The organism is Nocardia yunnanensis (assembly GCF_003626895.1).
Lineage (GTDB): Bacteria > Actinomycetota > Actinomycetes > Mycobacteriales > Mycobacteriaceae > Nocardia > Nocardia yunnanensis.
Genome location: NZ_CP032568.1, coordinates 4,718,812 through 4,737,521, shown reverse-complemented (window position 1 = coordinate 4,737,521; position 18,710 = coordinate 4,718,812). Strand labels below are relative to the sequence as shown.

At 67.3% G+C, this 18,710-nt stretch carries 18 protein-coding genes, 1 tRNA gene and 1 pseudogene; 8 read left to right on the top strand and 12 right to left on the bottom strand.

What is annotated here, in order from left to right; translation table 11 throughout:
• Positions 1-167 precede the first annotated feature (167 nt).
• The gene (gene rpsA / locus D7D52_RS22265; protein WP_120739297.1) at positions 168-1,634 is read right to left on the bottom strand and encodes a 30S ribosomal protein S1; all 1,467 of its coding nucleotides are present in this window, start codon (positions 1,632-1,634) and stop codon (positions 168-170) included.
• Positions 1,635-1,931: 297 nt separating this feature from the next.
• Between rpsA and D7D52_RS22260 the strand changes: the two genes are divergently transcribed.
• The 3 genes and pseudogenes from D7D52_RS22260 (at position 1,932) to D7D52_RS39350 (ending at position 4,434) form a co-directional block, all read left to right on the top strand.
• A complete protein-coding gene (locus tag D7D52_RS22260) occupies positions 1,932-2,843 on the top strand; it encodes a class I SAM-dependent methyltransferase (RefSeq protein WP_120739294.1) in 912 nt (303 codons plus the stop codon).
• 110 nt (positions 2,844-2,953) lie between these two features.
• Positions 2,954-3,761: pseudogene (locus tag D7D52_RS22255) on the top strand (serine/threonine-protein kinase); the annotation flags it as partial.
• Positions 3,762-3,816: 55 nt separating this feature from the next.
• The gene (locus D7D52_RS39350; protein WP_246024111.1) at positions 3,817-4,434 is read left to right on the top strand and encodes a hypothetical protein; all 618 of its coding nucleotides are present in this window, start codon (positions 3,817-3,819) and stop codon (positions 4,432-4,434) included.
• Here the strand turns inward: D7D52_RS39350 and D7D52_RS37915 are convergent, their stop codons facing one another.
• The 3 genes from D7D52_RS37915 to D7D52_RS22245 all read right to left on the bottom strand — a co-directional run bounded on the left by D7D52_RS37915 (position 4,435) and on the right by D7D52_RS22245 (position 6,990).
• A complete protein-coding gene (locus D7D52_RS37915; RefSeq protein WP_162958477.1) occupies positions 4,435-4,593 on the bottom strand; it encodes a type II toxin-antitoxin system antitoxin in 159 nt (52 codons plus the stop codon).
• Positions 4,593-5,474, bottom strand: coding sequence for an SPFH domain-containing protein (locus D7D52_RS22250; RefSeq protein WP_120739292.1), 882 nt, complete (start codon positions 5,472-5,474; stop codon positions 4,593-4,595). The genes D7D52_RS37915 and D7D52_RS22250 overlap by 1 nt, the downstream gene beginning before the upstream one ends.
• 151 nt (positions 5,475-5,625) lie before the next feature.
• A complete protein-coding gene (locus D7D52_RS22245) occupies positions 5,626-6,990 on the bottom strand; it encodes an FAD-binding oxidoreductase (RefSeq protein WP_120739290.1) in 1,365 nt (454 codons plus the stop codon).
• A 71-nt stretch (positions 6,991-7,061) separates the two neighbouring features.
• On the opposite strand from D7D52_RS22245, the gene D7D52_RS22240 reads away from it, so the two are divergent.
• The 3 genes from D7D52_RS22240 to D7D52_RS22230 all read left to right on the top strand — a co-directional run bounded on the left by D7D52_RS22240 (position 7,062) and on the right by D7D52_RS22230 (position 9,321).
• Positions 7,062-7,967, top strand: coding sequence for a LysR family transcriptional regulator (locus tag D7D52_RS22240; protein WP_120739288.1), 906 nt, complete (start codon positions 7,062-7,064; stop codon positions 7,965-7,967).
• 86 nt (positions 7,968-8,053) lie between these two features.
• Positions 8,054-8,485, top strand: a complete 432-nt coding sequence (locus D7D52_RS22235) for a helix-turn-helix domain-containing protein (RefSeq protein WP_120739286.1) — start codon at positions 8,054-8,056, stop codon at positions 8,483-8,485.
• Positions 8,482-9,321, top strand: a complete 840-nt coding sequence (locus tag D7D52_RS22230; RefSeq protein ID WP_120739284.1) for an alpha/beta fold hydrolase — start codon at positions 8,482-8,484, stop codon at positions 9,319-9,321. The genes D7D52_RS22235 and D7D52_RS22230 overlap by 4 nt, the downstream gene beginning before the upstream one ends.
• Before the next feature lie 3 nt (positions 9,322-9,324).
• Here D7D52_RS22230 and D7D52_RS22225 read toward each other — a convergent pair whose 3' ends face one another.
• The 4 genes from D7D52_RS22225 to D7D52_RS22210 form a co-directional block, all read right to left on the bottom strand.
• The gene (locus tag D7D52_RS22225; RefSeq protein WP_120744357.1) at positions 9,325-10,077 is read right to left on the bottom strand and encodes an amino acid ABC transporter ATP-binding protein; all 753 of its coding nucleotides are present in this window, start codon (positions 10,075-10,077) and stop codon (positions 9,325-9,327) included.
• Positions 10,078-10,167: 90 nt separating this feature from the next.
• Positions 10,168-11,100 carry an amino acid ABC transporter permease gene (locus D7D52_RS22220; RefSeq protein ID WP_120739282.1) on the bottom strand — a complete coding sequence of 311 codons (933 nt, stop codon included), beginning with the start codon at positions 11,098-11,100 and terminating at the stop codon, positions 10,168-10,170.
• Positions 11,101-11,106: 6 nt separating this feature from the next.
• Positions 11,107-12,015 carry an ABC transporter substrate-binding protein gene (locus D7D52_RS22215; RefSeq protein WP_120739280.1) on the bottom strand — a complete coding sequence of 303 codons (909 nt, stop codon included), beginning with the start codon at positions 12,013-12,015 and terminating at the stop codon, positions 11,107-11,109.
• Between the two features lie 154 nt (positions 12,016-12,169).
• The gene (locus tag D7D52_RS22210) at positions 12,170-13,255 is read right to left on the bottom strand and encodes an isocitrate/isopropylmalate dehydrogenase family protein (protein ID WP_120739278.1); all 1,086 of its coding nucleotides are present in this window, start codon (positions 13,253-13,255) and stop codon (positions 12,170-12,172) included.
• A gap of 144 nt (positions 13,256-13,399) precedes the next feature.
• Between D7D52_RS22210 and trxA the strand changes: the two genes are divergently transcribed.
• Positions 13,400-13,765 carry a thioredoxin gene (trxA, locus tag D7D52_RS22205; protein WP_120739276.1) on the top strand — a complete coding sequence of 122 codons (366 nt, stop codon included), beginning with the start codon at positions 13,400-13,402 and terminating at the stop codon, positions 13,763-13,765.
• An 81-nt stretch (positions 13,766-13,846) separates the two neighbouring features.
• Here the strand turns inward: trxA and D7D52_RS22200 are convergent, their stop codons facing one another.
• The 3 genes from D7D52_RS22200 to polA form a co-directional block, all read right to left on the bottom strand.
• Positions 13,847-14,278 carry a 2-isopropylmalate synthase gene (locus D7D52_RS22200; RefSeq protein WP_120739274.1) on the bottom strand — a complete coding sequence of 144 codons (432 nt, stop codon included), beginning with the start codon at positions 14,276-14,278 and terminating at the stop codon, positions 13,847-13,849.
• Positions 14,279-14,369: 91 nt separating this feature from the next.
• Positions 14,370-14,501 carry a hypothetical protein gene (locus D7D52_RS39945; protein WP_281279118.1) on the bottom strand — a complete coding sequence of 44 codons (132 nt, stop codon included), beginning with the start codon at positions 14,499-14,501 and terminating at the stop codon, positions 14,370-14,372.
• 498 nt (positions 14,502-14,999) lie between these two features.
• A complete protein-coding gene (gene polA / locus D7D52_RS22195) occupies positions 15,000-17,702 on the bottom strand; it encodes a DNA polymerase I (protein ID WP_162958476.1) in 2,703 nt (900 codons plus the stop codon).
• 156 nt (positions 17,703-17,858) lie between these two features.
• On the opposite strand from polA, the gene D7D52_RS22190 reads away from it, so the two are divergent.
• Positions 17,859-17,931, top strand: a tRNA-Trp gene (locus D7D52_RS22190).
• A 66-nt stretch (positions 17,932-17,997) separates the two neighbouring features.
• Here D7D52_RS22190 and D7D52_RS39345 read toward each other — a convergent pair.
• On the bottom strand, positions 17,998-18,693 hold the full coding sequence (locus tag D7D52_RS39345) for an ABC transporter ATP-binding protein (protein WP_246024042.1): 696 nt from the start codon (positions 18,691-18,693) through the stop codon (positions 17,998-18,000).
• Positions 18,694-18,710 lie beyond the last annotated feature (17 nt).

The following is an 18,710-nucleotide window of genomic DNA, read 5'->3' as shown; positions in this document are numbered from 1 at the left end:
ACGGGCGGCCCGGCACCCACAGCCCCACCCCACCGACAAAATCCCCCCGGGTCCGTCAGGAAGCCCCTGACTCCAGCGACCCGTCCACCCCCACATGGACGAATCCCCCCGGGTCCGTTCAGGACCCGGGGGGATTCTTCTTCGCTTATCCCGTCAGGGAAACGCGATTACGCGTTGCCCGACAGCTTCTCGCGGAGGGCAGCCAGCTGCGCGTCGCTCGCGAGCGAGCCACCGGCCGGAGCGTCCGAAGACGAGGCGGCAGGCTGCGAACCGGACTCCGAGGAGTAGTTCTGCGGTCCGCCGTTGGCGGCCTCGGCGGCGGCGTCGGCCGCCATCTTCTCCATCTGAGCGGTGTGCATCTTGTGGCGACGCTCGGCCTCGGCGTACCGGGTCTCCCACTCCTCACGCTGCTTCTCGAAACCTTCGAGCCATTCGTTGGTCTCGGAGTCGAAGCCCTCGGGGAAGATGTAGTTGCCCTGGTCGTCGTAGCTGTCGGCCATGCCGTACTTCGACGGGTCGAACTCGGCGGTGTAGTCCTCGTTGGCCTGCTTCAGCGACAGCGAGATCCGGCGACGCTCGAGGTCGATGTCGATGACCTTGACCATGGCGTCGTCGCCGACGGCGACAACCTGGTCCGGGACCTCGACGTGGCGCTCGGCCAGCTCGGAGATGTGCACCAGGCCCTCGATGCCCTCTTCGACGCGCACGAACGCACCGAACGGAACCAGCTTGGTGACCTTGCCCGGCACGATCTGACCGATCGCGTGGGTGCGGGCGAACTGACGCCACGGGTCTTCCTGAGTCGCCTTGAGCGACAGGGAGACACGCTCGCGGTCGAGATCGACGTCGAGAACCTCGACGGTGACCTCGTTGCCGACCTCGACAACCTCGGACGGGTGGTCGATGTGCTTCCAGGACAGCTCGGAGACGTGCACCAGGCCGTCGACGCCACCCAGGTCCACGAAGGCACCGAAGTTGACGATGGAGGACACGACGCCCTTGCGGACCTGGCCCTTCTGGAGCTGGTGCAGGAACTCGCTGCGGACCTCGGACTGGGTCTGCTCGAGCCAGGCGCGACGCGACAGGACCACGTTGTTGCGGTTCTTGTCGAGCTCGATGATCTTGGCCTCGATCTCCTTGCCGACGTACGGCTGCAGATCGCGGACGCGACGCATCTCGACCAGCGACGCCGGGAGGAAGCCGCGCAGACCGATGTCCAGGATCAGGCCGCCCTTGACGACCTCGATGACGGTGCCCTTGACGGCCTCGTCACGCTCCTTGAGCTCCTCGATCGTGCCCCAGGCCCGCTCGTACTGAGCGCGCTTCTTCGACAGGATCAGGCGGCCTTCCTTGTCCTCCTTGGTGAGAACGAGGGCCTCGACCTCATCGCCCACGGAAACGACCTCGGCCGGGTCGACATCGTGCTTGATGGACAGTTCGCGAGACGGGATCACGCCTTCGGTCTTGTAACCGATGTCGAGAAGGACCTCGTCACGATCGACCTTGACGATGGTTCCCTCAACGATGTCGCCGTCGTTGAAGTACTTGATGGTCTTGTCGATGGCGGCGAGGAAGTCCTCGGCAGAGCCGATATCGTTGACGGCTACCTGCGGCGAGGTGACAGTGGTGGGCATGTGTTGGGAGGCTCCGGACGGATTGTGGTCGGTAGTGGACATGTGGACTTTCGGTATTGCTGCGAACAGCAGGCGTTGGAACTAACGTTGGTCATGCACGGCACGTCGCTGCGACGATGCACAACGCTGCCCTGCTGAGTTCTTTCCAAAGACAGCATGCGGACTCACAGCACGATTGTCTGCTCTACTCGGTCTCGAGAAACCGGGTACAGAAGACACTCGCGGAAAACAGCGTACGCGACGGGTGTTGTACCAAGCAAACATGGGTCCCATCGCAACCCTGGTTAGGGTGTGCCCATGTCAGAAGATCACTCTGCCACCCTCGACGAGGCCCGTGACGGGCGGGTCGATCCCCGGCACGCGCAAGCCAACGCCCTGCTCGGAACGGTGGGAGTGACTCGCGCCAAGGTCGATTCGCACTCCAGTCAGCGGGCCAGCCGCAAGTGGTGGGACGCCGACGCCGAGGCTTACCACGAGACCCACGCCGACTTCCTCGGCGTGGACTCCCCCGCCGGCGAGTTCGTGTGGTGCCCGGAGGGCTTGCACGAAGGTGACTGGCGACTGCTGGGGGATGTAGAAGGAAAGCGGATCCTCGAGATCGGCTGCGGTTCGGCGCCCTGCGCGCGCTGGCTGGCTGCGCACGGCGCGCACCCGGTCGGGCTGGATATCTCGCGGTCGATGCTGGATCGCGGACTGGCGGCCATGGCCGCGGGCGGGCCGCACGTGCCGCTGGTTCAGGCGGGCGCTGAGGAGTTGCCCTTCGCCGACGAATCCTTCGATCTCGCGTGCTCGGCCTTCGGCGCGGTGCCCTTCGTCGCCGACTCCGGCCGGGTGATGCGGGAGGTGCATCGGATCCTGAAGCCCGGCGGCCGCTGGGTCTTCTCCGTCAATCACCCGATGCGCTGGATCTTCCCCGACGATCCGGGCCCCGACGGCCTGCGCGCCACCATCCCCTACTTCGACCGCACCCCCTACGTCGAACTCGATGCCGACGGCGAGCCCACCTACGTCGAACACCACCGCACGGTCGGCGACCGCGTCCGGGAAATCGTCGCCGCCGGCCTCACCCTCGTCGACCTCATCGAACCCGACTGGCCGGAATGGCTCGACCGCGAATGGGGCCAGTGGAGCCCGCTGCGCGGCGAAATCTTCCCCGGCACCGCCATTTTCGTCACGGAAAAGCCGCAGCTGGAGACCGGCCGGCCGTAACCTGAAGACGCGAGGTCCCGGTGGGGCCGAGTATGAGAGCTCGTGACGCGTCCGGACGGTCGTCTCACGAGCTTTTCGCTACCCTCGGGGTGGCGTAAGGGGGTGCGGGGGTGGAGGAATCACCGTTCGGCCGGTATCGGCTGCTCGGCTTGCTCGGTGCGGGCGGGATGGGGCAGGTGTTCCGGGCCTACGACACCGGGACCGATCGGGTGGTGGCGTTGAAGGTGCTGCCGCCGGGGCTGGCGCACGATCGGGTGTATCGGGAGCGGTTTCGGCGGGAGGCGCAGGCGGCGGCGCGGTTGAACGAACCGCATGTGATTCCGATCCACGATTACGGGGAGATCGACGGGCGGCTGTATCTGGATATGCGGCTGGTCGAGGGGGGTGGATCTGGGGACGCTGCTGGCGTCGAACGGACCGCTGGCACCGGAGTCCGCCGTGGGACTCACGACGCAGATCGCCTCCGCGTTGGATGCCGCGCATGCGGCGGGGCTGGTGCATCGCGACGTGAAGCCGTCGAACATCCTCGTCACCGCGGGCGAATTCGCGTATCTCATCGACTTCGGGATCGCGCGCGCCGGTGACGAAACCGGGTTGACCAGTGGCGGCGCGGCCGTCGGCACCTTCGCCTACATGGCTCCCGAACGGCTCGAACAGGCCGAGTACGACGCGCGCGCGGACGTCTACTCCCTGGCCTGCGTGCTCTACGAATGCCTGACCGGCTCCAAACCCTTCCCGGGACCGAGCGTGGAAAGGCAAGTGGCCGCCCACCTTTCGGCCCCGCCACCGCGACCGTCGCAGACGCACGCGCGGATCCCGGCCCTGTTCGACGAGGTGATCGCGAACGGGATGGCCAAGCACCCGCGCGAACGCTATCCCTCGGCGGGAGTTCTGGCCGCTGCCGCCCGCGCCGCCTTGCTCGGCGAGGAACTGCCCACCGCTCCCGCGGTTCCGGCGGCGAAAAAGCGCCGGGTTGCAGGCGGGTTCGACGCCGACCTGGCAGCTGACCGAACGGGCCGAGCCCGTATCCGGAACGCCGCCGGTGGAATTCCGGCCGTCGGCCGATCCCGCGAAGCGCTCGTTGAGCGCGCTGATGTGGGCGGCCTCGGTGGCGGTGGCGTTGATCGCGGTGATGACCCTGGTGTCGGTGCAGTTGCGGAACGACAATCGCTCGGGAAGTTCGATGCGGACGTCGGCGACCGCGGCCCAGTCGGCCCCAGAGACCACCGCGACCGGCACACCGTCCGGCGGGCCGGCGACGTCGGTTCCCCTCCCACTCACCGCTGCCGCGCTGGAGAACTATCTGCGACAGCACTATTCGCTGCTGCCGGGTAATACGCTTGCCGCCTGGACCTGGCTCACCACCCGCTACCAGGGCGAGATCGGCGGCTATGACGCCTACCGAAATTACTGGGGCACAGTCGCTTCGGTGACCGTCTGGGATGTGTCCGCCGATCCCGATCAGCTGACGGTGACCTATCGGCTGACCCTGCGATACGCCGACGGCCGAACCGGGAACGAGTTGCGGCGAGCGCAGCTGGTCCGATTCGGCGGCGGGTATCTGATCGACGGCACGACCCTGCTGTCGTGACTATTTCGGTTCGCGGCCAACGTGTTTGAGAGCCATCCGGAGCGCGTATTCGATTTGTGCGTTGACGCTGCGGAGGTCGTCGGCGGCCCACTTGGCGATGGCGTCGTGGACCGCCGGGTCGAGCCGCAGCAGCACCTTTTTCGGCTCGCGCTTGACCATTACGCGTAGAGGGTGCCGGCGTTGACGACGGGGGCGGCGGAGCGGTCACCGCACAGGACTACCAGCAGATTGGAGACCATTGTCGCTTTGCGCTCCTCATCGAGTTCGACCACGCCCTGCTCGGCGAGTCGATCCAGGGCCATCCCGACCATACCGACCGCACCCTCGACGATGCGGCTGCGGGCCGCGACCACCTGGGCGGCCTGCTGGCGAACCAGCATGGCCTGGGCGATCTCCGGCGCATAGGCCAGGTGGGTGATGCGGGCCTCGATGATCTCGATGCCGGCCAGCAGGGTGCGCTCGCGCAGTTCGACGGTGAGTTCACCGGCGACCTCGGCGCCGTCGCGCAGGCTGGGCGTGCCGGCGTCGTCGGTCTGGTAGGGGTGGGTGGTGGCCAGGTGCCGCACGGCGGTCTCGGACTGCGTGGTCACGAAGTCCTCGTAGTCGTCGACCGCGAAGGCGGCCTTGTAGCTGTCGACCACCTGGTACACGACCACGGCGGCGATCTCGACCGGGTTGCCGTCCAGGTCGTTGACCTTCAGCTTCTGGGTCTCGAAATTGCGGACCCGCAGCGAGATGCCGCGCCGGCTGGACAGCGGGGTCACCCAGTGGAACCCGGACTCGCTGACCGAGCCGATGTAGCGGCCGAAGAACTGAATCACCTTGGCCTGGTTGGGATTCACGACGATGAAGCCGCTGAGCACCAGCACCGCGGCCAGAATCGTGACCGCCAGCAGGATCCCGAGGGCCGTCGGCGAACCCGCCTCGTGCGCGGTCCGGTTGTGCAACCCGTGGACTTCGACGGCGATCGCGACGATCAGCAGGATCAGCGCCCCCACCATGACGAAGCCGTTCAGCCGGAAGGCTCGACGCAACTCCATGACATTCTCCTAGTATCGAAGTGATATCACGACGATAGCGCGTCGCAGGACTTGTTCCAAGCCCCCGAAATACCGGTGCCCCGCCGCGACATGTGCGGCGGGGCAACAACAAGCCGGCAGACAGGGGGAAGCGCGACGGCCGAGCGAGGGGTCAGTGCGGTTGGATGTTGCGGTTGTTGCGGAACAGGTTGGCCGGGTCGTACTTCGACTTCAGTGCGGCGAGGCGCTCGTAGGTCTCGGGGCGGTACCCCGCACGGGTCTGCGCCTCGTCGGCCCGGTCACCGCCGCCGTAGAGGAAGTTCAGGTTGTAGCCCAGGGTCCAGGGCTCGACCGACTTCGCGACCTCCGCCAGGCGATCGTTCACCTCCTCGGTGTTGTCGGCATTCGGCATGGCCAGGACGCGAACGATGTACTGCGCGTCGCGGTGATCCATGCTGATGTCGTTGGGGCCGGGACGCCCGAGCGCTCCACCCAGATGACGCAGCCCCGCGATCACCGGGATTCCGCTGCCCGGTCCGGTGACCTCCAGCAGGTCGTCGGTCGCGTCCGCGGGCAGCTCGGACAGCAGGGCGTTGGTGGCGACGTAGGGGTGCGGCTGCGCCGGATCCCGGTAGATGGCATGGCTTTCCGTGTACGGCATCACCCGCAGGTCGTCGGCCATCCGCTCCCCGACGGCCCGCAGCGGGGCCACCAGCCGCTCGCCCTCGTCCTCGGACCCGGTGAAGGCGATATTGATCGTCGCCACATACCGTCCGCGCAGGTGCGGCGGGAAGGCCGGGATGTCCGGGAACGACATCATGGTGATGGCCGAGGTCATCTGCTCGGGCAGGTCCTGGGTCCACAGCCGCCACGCCTCCAGCGCCGGGGCGACCAGCGGCGTATCGAATTGCAGTTGCCCGCCGTACACCGTGGTGATCGGCAGCAGCGCCAGCTCGAGCGCGGTGACCACCCCGAAGTTGCCGCCGGTGCCCAGCACCGCGCCGAACAGTTCGTCGCCGGGGGTCAGCCGCCGCAGCCGGCCGTCCGCGGTCACGATCTCGATCGACCGCACATGCTCTGCGGCATAACCGAATTCGCGGGCCAGGATGCCGATGCCGCCGCCGAGGGTGTAGCCGACGACGCCGACCGACAGCGACGAACCGTTCAGCGGCGCCAGTCCGTGCGCGGCGGCGGCCTCGATCAGGGCTCCGGCCTGGACGCCCGCCCCGACCCGGGCGGTGCGGGCCGCCGCGTCGATACGGATGTCGGTCATGCGGCGGGTGGTGATGAGCACGCCGCCGTCGGTGGCGACCGAAAGGCCGTGGCCGGTGGCCTGCACGGCGATCGGAAGTCCGTGGCGCGCCGCGTATTCCACGGCGGCGCGGACATCCTCGGCGTGCGCCGCGCCGACGACCAGGGCGGGACGGTGGGTGTAGGCGGTCTGGAAGCCGGCGATCTCGTCGTCGTAGCCGGTGTCGCCGGGCTGGAAGACGGGGCCGGTGGTGGTGGGCAGTTCGGTGATCGCTGTCTTCGTCATGTCTCCTACTCTGCGCGGGTCCGATCAAGAACTCCAACAGATAGATTTTCTCGTAGCTAGAATCATTGGTTATGGAACTGCGTCAGCTGAGGTACTTCGTGACCGTCGCCGAGGAAGCCAACTTCACCCGGGCGGCCGCCCGCCTGCACCTCGCGCAGCCCGGCTTGAGCGCGCAGATCAAACAGCTGGAACACGAACTGGGACAACCGCTTCTGGATCGGTCGAGCCGTTCGGTGACACTGACGCCGGTGGGTGCGGCGGTGCTGCCGCTGGCCCGCGCCGCCCTCGAACAGGTCGAGCGCATCACGCACACCGTCGACGAGTTCACCGGGCTGCTGCGCGGGCACGTGCGCGTCGGGGTGATCTCCGGCGCGGCGGGCGAGGAGATCGATCTGGCCCGCGTGCTGGCCGATTTCCACGAGGACCATCCGCAGATCGGCATCTCGCTGACCGAGAACACCTCCGAGTCCATGTACGCCGCGGTGCGCCGCGGCGATCTCGATATCGGCCTGCTCAGCATTGCCGGCGACCCGGACGACGATCTTCGCTTCGAAATCGTCTACGACAGTCCGATCGTGGCCGCGGTGGCGGTGGACGCCGAGGGGTTCGGTGAGCGAATCACCCTGCCGGAGTTGTGCGTTCACCCGCTGATCTGCCTGCCGGCCGGCACCGGGCTCCGCGGCCTGCTCGAAAGTTCCTGCGCCGCCGCCGGTCTCAGTCCGAACGTCGCGTTCGAGGCCGCCGCGCCGCCGCTGCTCATCCGGCTGGCCGCCTATCGGCTGGGGGTCGCCATCATCCCGCCGATCGCCCCCGAGGAGGCGGCCCGGCTCGGCGTACGCACCGTCGCGATCGATCCGGTGATGCACGGCCGCCTGATCCTCGCCTGGAGTGCCGCGCGACCGCTGAGCCCGGCCGCGAAGGTGCTGCTGGGTCAGCTGCGCATCGCCCTCAAGTCCTGGAAGGCCGCCATCCGCTAGTCCGGCAGCATGTCCGCAAGAACTGTAATAAAGTTACCTATCGTTACCTATTGCGATGATTCATAGGTACGTTTAGGGTTGTTTGCGTGACAGATCGTCTCTACTCCGTCGATGAAGTCGCGGACCGCCTCGGCCTGCGCGTGCGCACCGTCCGCGGCTACGTCCGCGACGGCAAGCTGCCCGCCACCCGCATCGGCAAGCAGTACCGCATCAATCAGGCCGACCTGGAGGCTTTCACCGGCTCACCCGCACCCGATGCCGTCCGCGAATCGGTTGCCCGCCACCGTCATTCGGAGGTCTCGAGCATCGTGGAGGTGGATGCTGTGGACCAGACCACCGCGGACCGCGTCAGCACGCTGCTGACCGGCACCGCCGGCAACCGTTTCGCCAACGACCAGCCCCTGCGGGTGCAGACCTTCTACGACCGCGAACGCGCCCGCCTGAAGGTCATTCTCGTCGGCGGCCTGGGCGATACCGCCCGGCTGCTGGAATACATGGAAGGAGTTCTCGCGTCGTGAACGCGATCTACAAGTCCGAGGCCGGCCGCGCCGCCATTCAGGACCGCTACCGGAAACTGGTGAGCGAGTGGCCGGTTCCCGCCGAGCACCTGCGCCTCCCCACCCGCGAGGGCGACACCTTCGTGCTGGCCTCCGGTCCGGTCGACGCCCCGCCGGTGATCCTGCTGCACGGCTCGGGCGCGAACTCCTCCACCTGGCGCGGCGACATCGCCACCTGGGCACAGGATTTCCGCGTCTACGCCGTCGACATGGTCGGCGAACCCGGCGGCAGCGCCGAATCCCGCCCCGAACTCGGCACCGACGCCCTCGCGCTGTGGCTCGACGATGTCCTTGCGGGCCTGGGGCTTTCGTCCGCGGCGTTCGTCGGCATGTCCCTGGGCGGTTGGACCGCACTGGATTACGCGATCCGCCGCCCCGACCGGGTGAGCAAACTGGCCCTCTACTGCCCGGGCGGCATCGGCAAGCAGAAGTTCGGCTGGATCTTCAAAAACCTCGTCGACCACCTGTTCAGCAACCACGACCTGCGCCGCACGGCCGCCATCGTCACCGGCCTCAGCCCCACCGACCACGCCGAGATCCTCGACGACGTCTCCCTGACCTTCACCCACTTCACCCCGCGCACCGGCAAACTCCCGATCTTCACCGACGCCCAGCTGAGCACCCTGACAATGCCGGTGCTGGTCATCGTCGGCGCCGACGACCGCATGTTCAAATCGGCCGAAACCGTCGCCCGCGCAGAACGTTTCATCCCGCACGCCACCACCCGCATCCTCCCCGACGTCGGCCACGCCATCCTCGGCCAGACCGACGCCGTCCACGAGTTCCTCCGCACATAACGGCTAGAGGATGCGCGAGAGGAAGGCTTTCGTGCGGTCGTGCTGGGGGTTGGCCAGGACCTCGCGGGGGTTGCCGGATTCGACCACGACGCCGCCGTCCATGAACACCAGCTGATCGGCGACCTCACGGGCGAAGCCCATTTCGTGGGTCACCACCACCATGGTCATGCCCGAGGCCGCCAATTCCCGCATGACACCGAGGACTTCGCCGACCAGTTCCGGGTCGAGCGCCGAGGTCGGCTCGTCGAACAGCATCAGCTTCGGATCCATGGCGAGCGCTCGCGCGATCGCCACGCGCTGCTGCTGGCCGCCCGAGAGCTGGGCGGGATAGGCATCGGCCTTGTCCGCCAAGCCGACTCGGTCCAGCAACTCCTTGGCACGGGTGACGGCGTCGGCCTTCTTGAGCTTCTTGACCTGGGTCGGCGCCTCGATGATGTTCTCCAGCACCGTGCGATGCGGGAACAGGTTGAAGTGCTGGAACACCATGCCGATATCGCGGCGCTGTTTGGCGGCCTCGCGCGGATGCAGTTCGTAGAGCTTGCCGTTCTTCTCGCGGTAGCCGACGAGATCGCCGTCCACGTAGAGCCGCCCGGCATTGACCTGCTCGAGGTGGTTGATGCAGCGCAGGAAGGTGGACTTGCCCGAGCCGGACGGACCGATCAGGCACAGCACCTCACCGCGCTTCACCTCGAGGGTGATGCCCTTGAGCACCTGCAGCGCACCGAAACTCTTGGCCACCCGGTCGGCCTTGACCATCGGCACCGCCGAGGGCGATACCGCGTCCTGCGCGAGCGGAATCGGCTCCTTGGAGAAGGAGAGCGAATCGGAAGACATGTCAGCGTTCACCTATCCCGTTCCGCCCGCGACCTGTGCCTGTGCCAAGGCGCGCAACTGCTTTGCCGTCAACTGCCGTGACGAGCCCCGCGCGTAGTAGCGCTCCAGGTAGTACTGCCCGATCATCAGCACGCTGGTGATGAGCAGATACCAGGTGGCGGCGACCAGCAGCAGCGGGATCGGCTGGAAGTTGATGCTGTAGATGTCGCGGGCCCGGCCGTAGAGGTCGGTGGTGAGCGGGATGGCCGTCACCAGCGAGGTGGTCTTCAGCATGGAGATGAGCTCGTTGCCGGTCGGCGGGATGATGACCCGCATGGCCTGCGGCAGCACGGTGCGCGTCATGGTCTGCGACCACGACATGCCCAGCGCCACCGAGGCCTCGCGCTGCCCCTCGCCCACGGAATTGATTCCGGCACGGACGATCTCGGCCATGTAGGCGGCCTCGTTGAGGCCCAGGCCGATCATGGCGAAGAAGAACGGCGCCGACCAGTGCTGCACGTCGAAGCTCGTGATCGACGGCCCGAACGGCACGCCCACCACGATGTTCTTGTACAGCGACGGGAACAGGCCCCAGAACACCAGCTGCACGTAGACGGGGGTCCCGCGGAAGATCCACAGGTACGCCCACGCCACCGAACGCAGCACCGGGTTGGGTGACAGCCGCATGACGGCCAGGCCCACACCCAGCACCACGCCGATCACCATGGCCAGCACGGTCAGTTCCAGGGTCACCACCGCGCCCTGGGCGATGCGCTTGTCACTCAGATATTTGAAGTAGGTGTCCCAGTGGTACGCCTCGTTGGTCTTGGCGCCCCACAGGAACAGACCCAGGGAAATCAGAATGATCGCGGCGGCGATCCACCGGCCCGGCCGCCGCAGCGGGATCGCCTTGATCGGCTCGGGCTCGGTGCTCGCAGCCGCTGCTGCGGAATTGTCCAGCGACATAACGAGTTAGCTCGATGCTCCGTTGATGACGGACTTGGTGATCGCGCCCTCCTGGACACCCCAGTTCTCGGCGATCTTCTTGTACTGGCCGCCGTCCATCAGGTGCTGCACGGCTTCCTGCAGCACCGGGGCCAGCGGGGAGCTCTTCTTGACCGGCCAGCCGTAGGGCGCGGAGTCGAAGATCTTGCCCGCGGCCTCGATCTTGTCGCCGGCCTGCTTGATGGCGTACGCGGTCACCGGGGAGTCGGCGGACATGGCGTCGACCTGGCCCTGCACCAGCGCGTTGGCGGCGGCGGACTGCTCGTCGTAGGCGACCTTCTGGATCTCCGGCTTGCCCGCGGCGACGCACGCCTTGGACTTGGCCGGGATCTCGTCGGTGTCCTGAACGGTGGTGCGCTGCACCGCGACTCGCTTGCCGCAGGCATTGTCCGGGTCGACCGCCTTGCCCTTCTGCTGGGCCCACTGGCTGCCCGCGGAGAAGTAGTCGACGAAGTCGGCGGTGGCCTCGCGCTCCTTGTTGTCGGTGAACGAGGACATGCCGACATTGAAGGTGCCCGCTTCGATGGACGGGATGATCTTCTCGAAGTCGGCTTCCTTGTAGTCCGCCGTCAGGCCCAGCACCTTGGCGACCGCGTCCATCAGATCGACGTCGAAGCCGACGATCTTGCCGCTGCTGGGATCCCGGTACTCGTTGGGCTGATACGGCACGTTCACGCCGACGACGAGCTTGCCGGAGGACTTGATGTCGGCGGGGAGCTTGGCGGCGATGGAGTCGACCTTGGTGACGTCGACCTTGGCGACGTCGGAGCCGCTGGACTCGGAGTTGTTGCTACACGCGGTGAGCGCGAGTGCGCCGGCGGCCACGACGATGACGGCCCGTAGGGCACGCCCACGGAGTGAGTTACGAACAGACACAGCAGTCCTCCACAGTTCGGGTGCGCGACGTCCGGGCGTCGCCCGCCGTTTGAAATGTAGGCGAGTGACACCGTCCGCGTCGGTCGGTAACCGAACATTAATCGGCGCCACGCCGTTGCGTGGCCGAACACGCCCGTGTCCCGGAAGTGCGCGCTCACCAGCGGTGCAGCCGGGCGCGCACCTGCTCGGTGAATTCGGAGGTAGATGCTAGCCCACCCAAATCGGACGTCGCGACACCGGCCCGCAACGTATCCGCAACCGAGTGTTCGATGCGCTCGCCGACGCGGCGCAGCGCGCTGTAGCGCTGCGTGCGGCTCATCCAGCGCAGCATGCCGGCCGCGGAGTTGATCAGCGCCACCGGATTCGCGCGATTGTGCCCGGCCAGCGTGGGGGCCGCGCCGTGCACGGCCTGGGCCATGATCTGCGTGTCACTGCAATTCACCGACCCCGCCATGCCGAGCGAACCGCTCAGCTCGCCGGCCAGATCGGAAAGGATGTCGCCGAACAGGTTTTCGGTGACGATCACGTCGTAATCGCCGGGCGCGCGCACCAGATGCGCGGCCGCGGCGTCCACGTGCTCATCGCTCGCCTCGACGTCCGGATACTCCGCAGCCACCTCGTAGCAGACGTCCCGGAACATGCCCATGGTCATCGGCAGCACATTGGCCTTGTGCACGATGGTGACCTTCTTGCCGCGCTCGCCGGCGATCTGGAAACCCAGGTGCGCGATGCGTTCGATGGCGGCGCGGGTGAACACGCCGACCGCCAGCGCGACCTCCCGCGACGGCTGGAACTCACCGGACCCGACGGCCATGTTGCGGTCGGCGTAGAGCCCCTCGGTGTTCTCGCGCAGGATCAGCAGATCCATCGCCGGGGCCACCGAGCGCACGCCCTCGAGGGTGCGGGCCGGGCGGATATTGGCGTAGAGCCCGAAGCGTTTGCGGACCGCGCCCGCCGGCGGCAGACCGGTGCGATGCTCGGGCGCGTAGGCGGCGCTGTCGTGCGGGCCCATGATCCAGGCGTCGAGCTCGGCCAGCCCCGCGAGGGTCTGCTCCGGCACCGGGGTGCCGTACTCCGCGATGGCGTCGTGTCCCAGCGGCAGCGTCACCCATTCCACCGGCGCCAGGCCGGTGGTCTCGAAGGCCTCGTCGACCACCGCGCGGGTGGCGCGCACGATCTCGGGGCCGATGCCGTCGCCCTCGAGCAGGCCCAGGCGGACATGAGTATCGGTGTCGCTCATGGGGTAATCCTCGCGCAACCCCCGCGGCGGCGACGCCCCGGCACACGCCCGCGCATGTTTCGATACCTCGGCGTAGCTTCGGGGCGGGGAAGATAAGCAGTGGGCCCGGTGTTGGACCCGGGGACAACGATACGAGAGGAAACCATGGCCACCCAGACCCTGACCGAACAGAACTTCGACGAGGTTGTCACCGGAAACGACGTCGTTCTCGTCGATTTCTGGGCCTCGTGGTGCGGCCCGTGCCGAAGCTTCGCGCCCACCTTCGAGAAGTCGTCCGAGACGCATCCGGATGTGGTGCACGGCAAGGTGGACACCGAGGATCAGCAGGGCTTGGCCGCCGCCGCGAACATCCGCTCGATTCCGACCATCATGGCCTTCCGCGAGGGCGTGCTCGTGTTCGCGCAGCCCGGCGCGCTGCCCCCGGCCGCGCTCGAGGATCTGGTCACCCAGGTGAAGGCCCTCGATATGGACGAGGTCCGCAAGCAGATCGCCGAGCAGGAATCGAAGTAGTCTTCATCCCGCTGAGGTAACCTCCGCCGAGCGCCGCATCTCCCCCGAAAAGAGATGCGGCGCTTGGCATTTGGTCACGTGTCAGAAGTGCGAACCCAGGTGGTTGATGCCCGCGATCATGGCGCGAATCGTCGATTCGGCCGGGTCGTCGGCCAGGGCCGCACCCCAGCCGCGCCGGCCGTTGAACTCGCACTGGATGAAGGTCGCCATGCCGTCGGGGGTCCGGCGCTGGTGGAATCGCAGGATCTCCACCGGGTAGCCCTCGTCGTAGAGGGCCGAGGTGAGCGCCGCCACCGGGCTGCCGGACGCGACGAAGGTGCGCAGCCGGTCGGCGATTTCGAGGGTGGCCGTCCCGGCGCGTTCGCCGAGCGGGGTCCAGTCGCTGAGCTTGACCGGGCCGGTGGGCTCGCAGTACCGGTCGTGGAACTCGGCGGGGGTCAGGCCGATGCATTCGGCCCGCAGGCTCGCGGGGGCAGCGGCGATGAACGTGGGTGTATCGAGTGTGATGGTCATTGAACTAGGTCTTCCCGACTTCTTCCGAAGAAAGTGACAGAGGGGACCAGCAAGAAAAGTTCATTCGGCCGCAGCGAGGGGCCGGTCCGAATCAGACCCCGCTACGGCGGAGAACTACGAGTACGCGCGCATCAGCCACACTCGCGGTGAGCGAGAAGAGCGCGGCGCGGTCGCGGTCGGCGACTTCGAGCGCTGCGCTGCGGGTGATGGCGGGATTCGGCACGCGCTCGATACTAGGGGCAGACCCACGCAATGGCAACCATATTCGCAATCGACCCACGAGTAACTTCGCCGCAGGTCACCCCAGGTGCGATGGGGGACAGCAACAAGCGCCGGAGCGCCGGCAAACGCGGATGAACTATTCGGCGACTTACCGACAAACACCCAGCTCGCGGCTCCCCCGCCTTCCCGAAACTTCAGCGGCCGGCAAAGTGCCGTTGCAGTCGCGTACCCGAAACTGCAGCCGGGATCAGTGCCCGAATCTTGGACGTACCCGGCGAGTTACCCCAAGCGCAACGAAACCAGTTGTCACCCTGGCAAACGAATTGCCACGCGATGACCACAACTCACCCGGGCGCGCCTCCCGCGCCTGCGCGCGACGTCAGCGGACGCGCGATCGGCTTACGATGCGAACGCCGGGGACATCGAGACGCGAAGGCGGGACGGCGCTTTGCCGCCCCGCCCTCATGCGGACTCCGCCATCGCGCGGCGGCGTTCGGCATCAGTGGGCGGCCGAGTCCCAGCTGCGGCCGACGCCGACCGAGACCTCCAGCGGCACCGAGAGCTCGATGGCCTGGGACATGTGTTCGCGGGCAAGGGATTCCAGTTGCTCGCGCTCACCGGGGGCGACCTCGAAGACGAGTTCGTCGTGGATCTGCAGCAGCATGCGGGATTTCAGGCCGGCGTCGCGGATCGCGTGCTGGGTGTCGATCATGGCGACCTTGATGATGTCGGCGGCGGTGCCCTGAATGGGGGCGTTGAGTGCCATGCGTTCCGCCGCCTCGCGCCGCTGCCGGTTGCTGGAGTCCAGATCGGGCAGGTAGCGGCGGCGGCCGAAAAGCGTTTCGGTGTAGCCGGTCTTGCGGGCCTGCTCGACGGCGTCGCGCAGGTAGTCACGGATGGCGCCGAAACGGTTGAAGTAGACGTCCATCTGGACCTTCGCCTCTTCGGCGCTGATCTTCAACTGCTGCGACAGGCCGTAGGCCGACAGCCCGTAGGCCAGGCCGTAGGACATGGCCTTGATGCGGCGGCGCAGTTCCGGATCGACCGCGGAGATGGGGATGTCGAACGCCTTGGAGGCGACGAAATTGTGCAGGTCCTCCCCGGAGTTGAACGCCTCGATCAGGCCGGCGTCCTTGGACAGGTGGGCCATGATGCGCATTTCGATCTGGCTGTAGTCGGCCGTCATGAGCGATTCGGCGCCGGGGCCCACGACGAAGGTGTCGCGAATGCGGCGGCCCATATCGGTGCGGATCGGAATGTTCTGCAGGTTCGGCTCGGTCGAGGACAGCCGGCCCGTGGCCGCCACCGTCTGATTGAAGGTGGTGTGGATGCGGCCGTCGTCGGCGACCGACTTGAGCAGGCCGTCGACGGTCACCTTCAGCCGGGTGGCGTCGCGATGCTCGAGCAGATGCTGCAGGAACGGGTGCTGGGTCTTCTCGTAGAGGCCCTCGAGCGCGTCCGCGTCGGTGGTGTAGCCGGTCTTGGTGCGCTTGGTCTTCGGCATGTCGAGCTCGTCGAACAACACCACCTGCAGCTGCTTGGGCGAGCCGAGGTTGATCTGCTTGCCGATCACCTCGTAGGCGGCGTTGGCGGCTTCGGCGACCCGGTCTGCGAACTCGCGCTGCAATTCCTCCAGTTGCGCGGAGTCGACCGCGATGCCCGCGGCCTCCAGTTCGGCCAGCACGCTCAGCAGCGGCAGCTCCATGTCCCGCAGCAACGCGGTGGACTCGATGCGCTCCAACTCGGCGTCGAAGGCGTCGGCGAGATCGAAAACCGCACGGGCGCGCAGCATCTGGGCATTGGCGACCTCGGCGTCGACCTGCTCCTCGTCGTCGAGCAGCGACAACTGGGCCGCACCGGCATTGTCGACGCGCAGCTCCCGGCTCAGGTAGCGCAGCGACAGATCCTCCAGGTTGAAGGTGCGCTGCCCCGGCAGGATCAGATACGCCGCCAGCGCGGTGTCACTGGTGAGCCCGCCCAGCTGCCAGCCACGCCCGCGCAGCGCGTGCATGGCGGTCTTGGCCTCGTGCAACGCCTTCGGGGTCTCCGGGTCGGCGAGCCAGGCGCCCAGCGCCTGCTCGTCCTCGGGGGTCAGGGTGTGCACGTCGATGTAGGCGCCCTCGCCGTCGGCGGCGGCCAAGGCGATGGCCTGGGCGTCACCGTGGATCGGCGCGCCGTTGCCGACGACGGAAACACCGTGCCGCACACCCGCTTTCGCGTGCTCGGCGAGCCAGTCGGCGACGGCGCCGGCGGCCAGCGCGCTCCCGCTGATCTCGAACCCGGACTCGGCCTCGGGCTCCACGGGCGCCAGCGTGTCGAACAGCCGGTCGCGCAGCACGCGGAACTCCAGCTCGTCGAACAGCCGGTGGATCTTGTCGCGATCCCACGGCTGCATGGCCAGCTGATCCGGCGTGTACGGCAGCGGCACCTCCTTGACCATCTCGGTGAGCTGCCGGTTGAGCACGACGCTGGACAGGTTGGCGCGCAACGCGTCTCCGACCTTGCCCTTGACCTTGTCCACCTGATCGACCAGCGCGGCCAGATCCCCGTACTCGCGGATCCACTTGGCCGCCGTCTTCTCCCCCACGCCGGGGATGCCGGGCAGATTGTCGCTCGGGTCGCCGCGCAGCGCCGCGAAGTCCGGGTACTGCTGCGGGGTGAGCCCGTACTTCTCCTCCACCGCCGCCGGGGTGAACCGGGTCAGCTCGGAGACGCCCTTCTTCGGGTAGAGCACGGTCACGTCATCGCTGACCAGCTGCAGCGCGTCCCGGTCGCCGGTGACGATGAGGACCTTGAACCCGTGCGGCACCGCCTGGGTGGTGAGGGTGGCGATCACATCGTCCGCCTCGTACCCGTCGATCGCCATGACCGGAATGCCGAGCGCCCCCAGCACTTCCTGGGTGGTCTCCACCTGCCCCTTGAACTCGTCCGGCGTGGTCGAGCGATTCGCCTTGTACTCCGGATACGCCTCGGTCCGGAACGTTTTGCGGCTCACGTCGAACGCCGCCGCCACATGCGTCGGCTTCTCGTCGCGCAACAGGTTGATCAGCATCGCCGTGAACCCGTACACCGCATTGGTGGTCTGCCCGCTCTGCGTCTTGAAGTTCTCCGCGGGCAGCGCGAAGAACGCGCGATAGGCCAGCGAATGCCCATCCAGCAACAGCAGGGTCGGCTGCTGCTCACCGGTGGCGGACGCGGACACGACAGGACGCTGTTCGGTAGAGGCAGGGGTCACCCGACAGAGTCTAGGTATCCCCACCGACATCCGTGCGCAGCGGGCACAACCGGCCCGTCGCCGCAGGTCACGCAAATCGATTTCATCCGCGGGCGGGGAGCTGGTAGCGTGATCACCCGTCAAAGGGGTGTAGCTCAATTGGCAGAGCAGCCGTCTCCAAAGCGGCAGGTTGCAGGTTCGATTCCTGTCGCCCCTGCTGGAAAGGCCTCGGGCCGGTCACCATCGCGGTGACCGGCCCGAAGTCTTTTCCGGCCTACGGGTTTCAGCCGACGCCCAGGTAGGCGGATTTGACCGCCGGGTCGTGCAGCAGGGCGCGGCCGCCGCCGGTCTTGGTGACCTCGCCGGTCTCCAGGATGTAGGCGCGGTGGCTGCGAGTCAGGGCCTGCTGGGCGTTCTGCTCGACCAGCAGGACCGTGGTGCCGCCGGCATTGATGTCGGCGATGATCCGGAAGATCTGCTGAATCACCATGGGGGCCAAGCCCATCGACGGCTCGTCGAGCAGCAGCAGCTGCGGGCGGGCCATCAGGGCGCGGCCGATGGCCAGCATCTGCTGCTCGCCGCCGGAGAGGGTGCCGCCGACCTGACGGCGGCGCTCCAGCAGGCGGGGGAACAGCTCGAACACCCAGTCCAGGGTCTGGGCGTATTCGGCCTTGACCTTGAACGGTCTTGCGTGACAACCCATGTCGAGGTTTTCCTGGACCGTCATGCCCGGGAAGACACCGCGGCCCTCGGGCGCCTGGATCAGGCCCGCCACGACGCGTTCGTGCGCCTTCATGCGGGTGATGTCGCGGCCCTGGAACATGATGCGCCCGTGGGTGAGCGGCAGCAGGCCGGACAGGGCGCGCATGGTGGTGGTCTTGCCCGCGCCGTTGGCGCCCAGCAGGGTCACCAGCTCACCCTGACCCACCTCGAGCGAGATGCCGTGCAGGGCTTGGATTCTGCCGTAGTTGACGATCATGTCCTCGACCGTCAGCA

Coding starts and splice junctions, on each gene's coding strand:
- rpsA (WP_120739297.1), bottom strand. CDS start 1,634: ATGCCCACCACTGTCACCTCGCCGCAGGTAGCCGTCAACGATATCGGC.
- D7D52_RS22260 (WP_120739294.1), top strand. CDS start 1,932: ATGTCAGAAGATCACTCTGCCACCCTCGACGAGGCCCGTGACGGGCGG.
- D7D52_RS37915 (WP_162958477.1), bottom strand. CDS start 4,593: ATGGTCAAGCGCGAGCCGAAAAAGGTGCTGCTGCGGCTCGACCCGGCG.
- D7D52_RS22250 (WP_120739292.1), bottom strand. CDS start 5,474: ATGGAGTTGCGTCGAGCCTTCCGGCTGAACGGCTTCGTCATGGTGGGG.
- D7D52_RS22245 (WP_120739290.1), bottom strand. CDS start 6,990: ATGACGAAGACAGCGATCACCGAACTGCCCACCACCACCGGCCCCGTC.
- D7D52_RS22240 (WP_120739288.1), top strand. CDS start 7,062: ATGGAACTGCGTCAGCTGAGGTACTTCGTGACCGTCGCCGAGGAAGCC.
- D7D52_RS22225 (WP_120744357.1), bottom strand. CDS start 10,077: ATGGTCAAGGCCGACCGGGTGGCCAAGAGTTTCGGTGCGCTGCAGGTG.
- D7D52_RS22220 (WP_120739282.1), bottom strand. CDS start 11,100: ATGTCGCTGGACAATTCCGCAGCAGCGGCTGCGAGCACCGAGCCCGAG.
- D7D52_RS22210 (WP_120739278.1), bottom strand. CDS start 13,255: ATGAGCGACACCGATACTCATGTCCGCCTGGGCCTGCTCGAGGGCGAC.
- trxA (WP_120739276.1), top strand. CDS start 13,400: ATGGCCACCCAGACCCTGACCGAACAGAACTTCGACGAGGTTGTCACC.
- D7D52_RS22200 (WP_120739274.1), bottom strand. CDS start 14,278: ATGACCATCACACTCGATACACCCACGTTCATCGCCGCTGCCCCCGCG.
- D7D52_RS39345 (WP_246024042.1), bottom strand. CDS start 18,693: ATGATCGTCAACTACGGCAGAATCCAAGCCCTGCACGGCATCTCGCTC.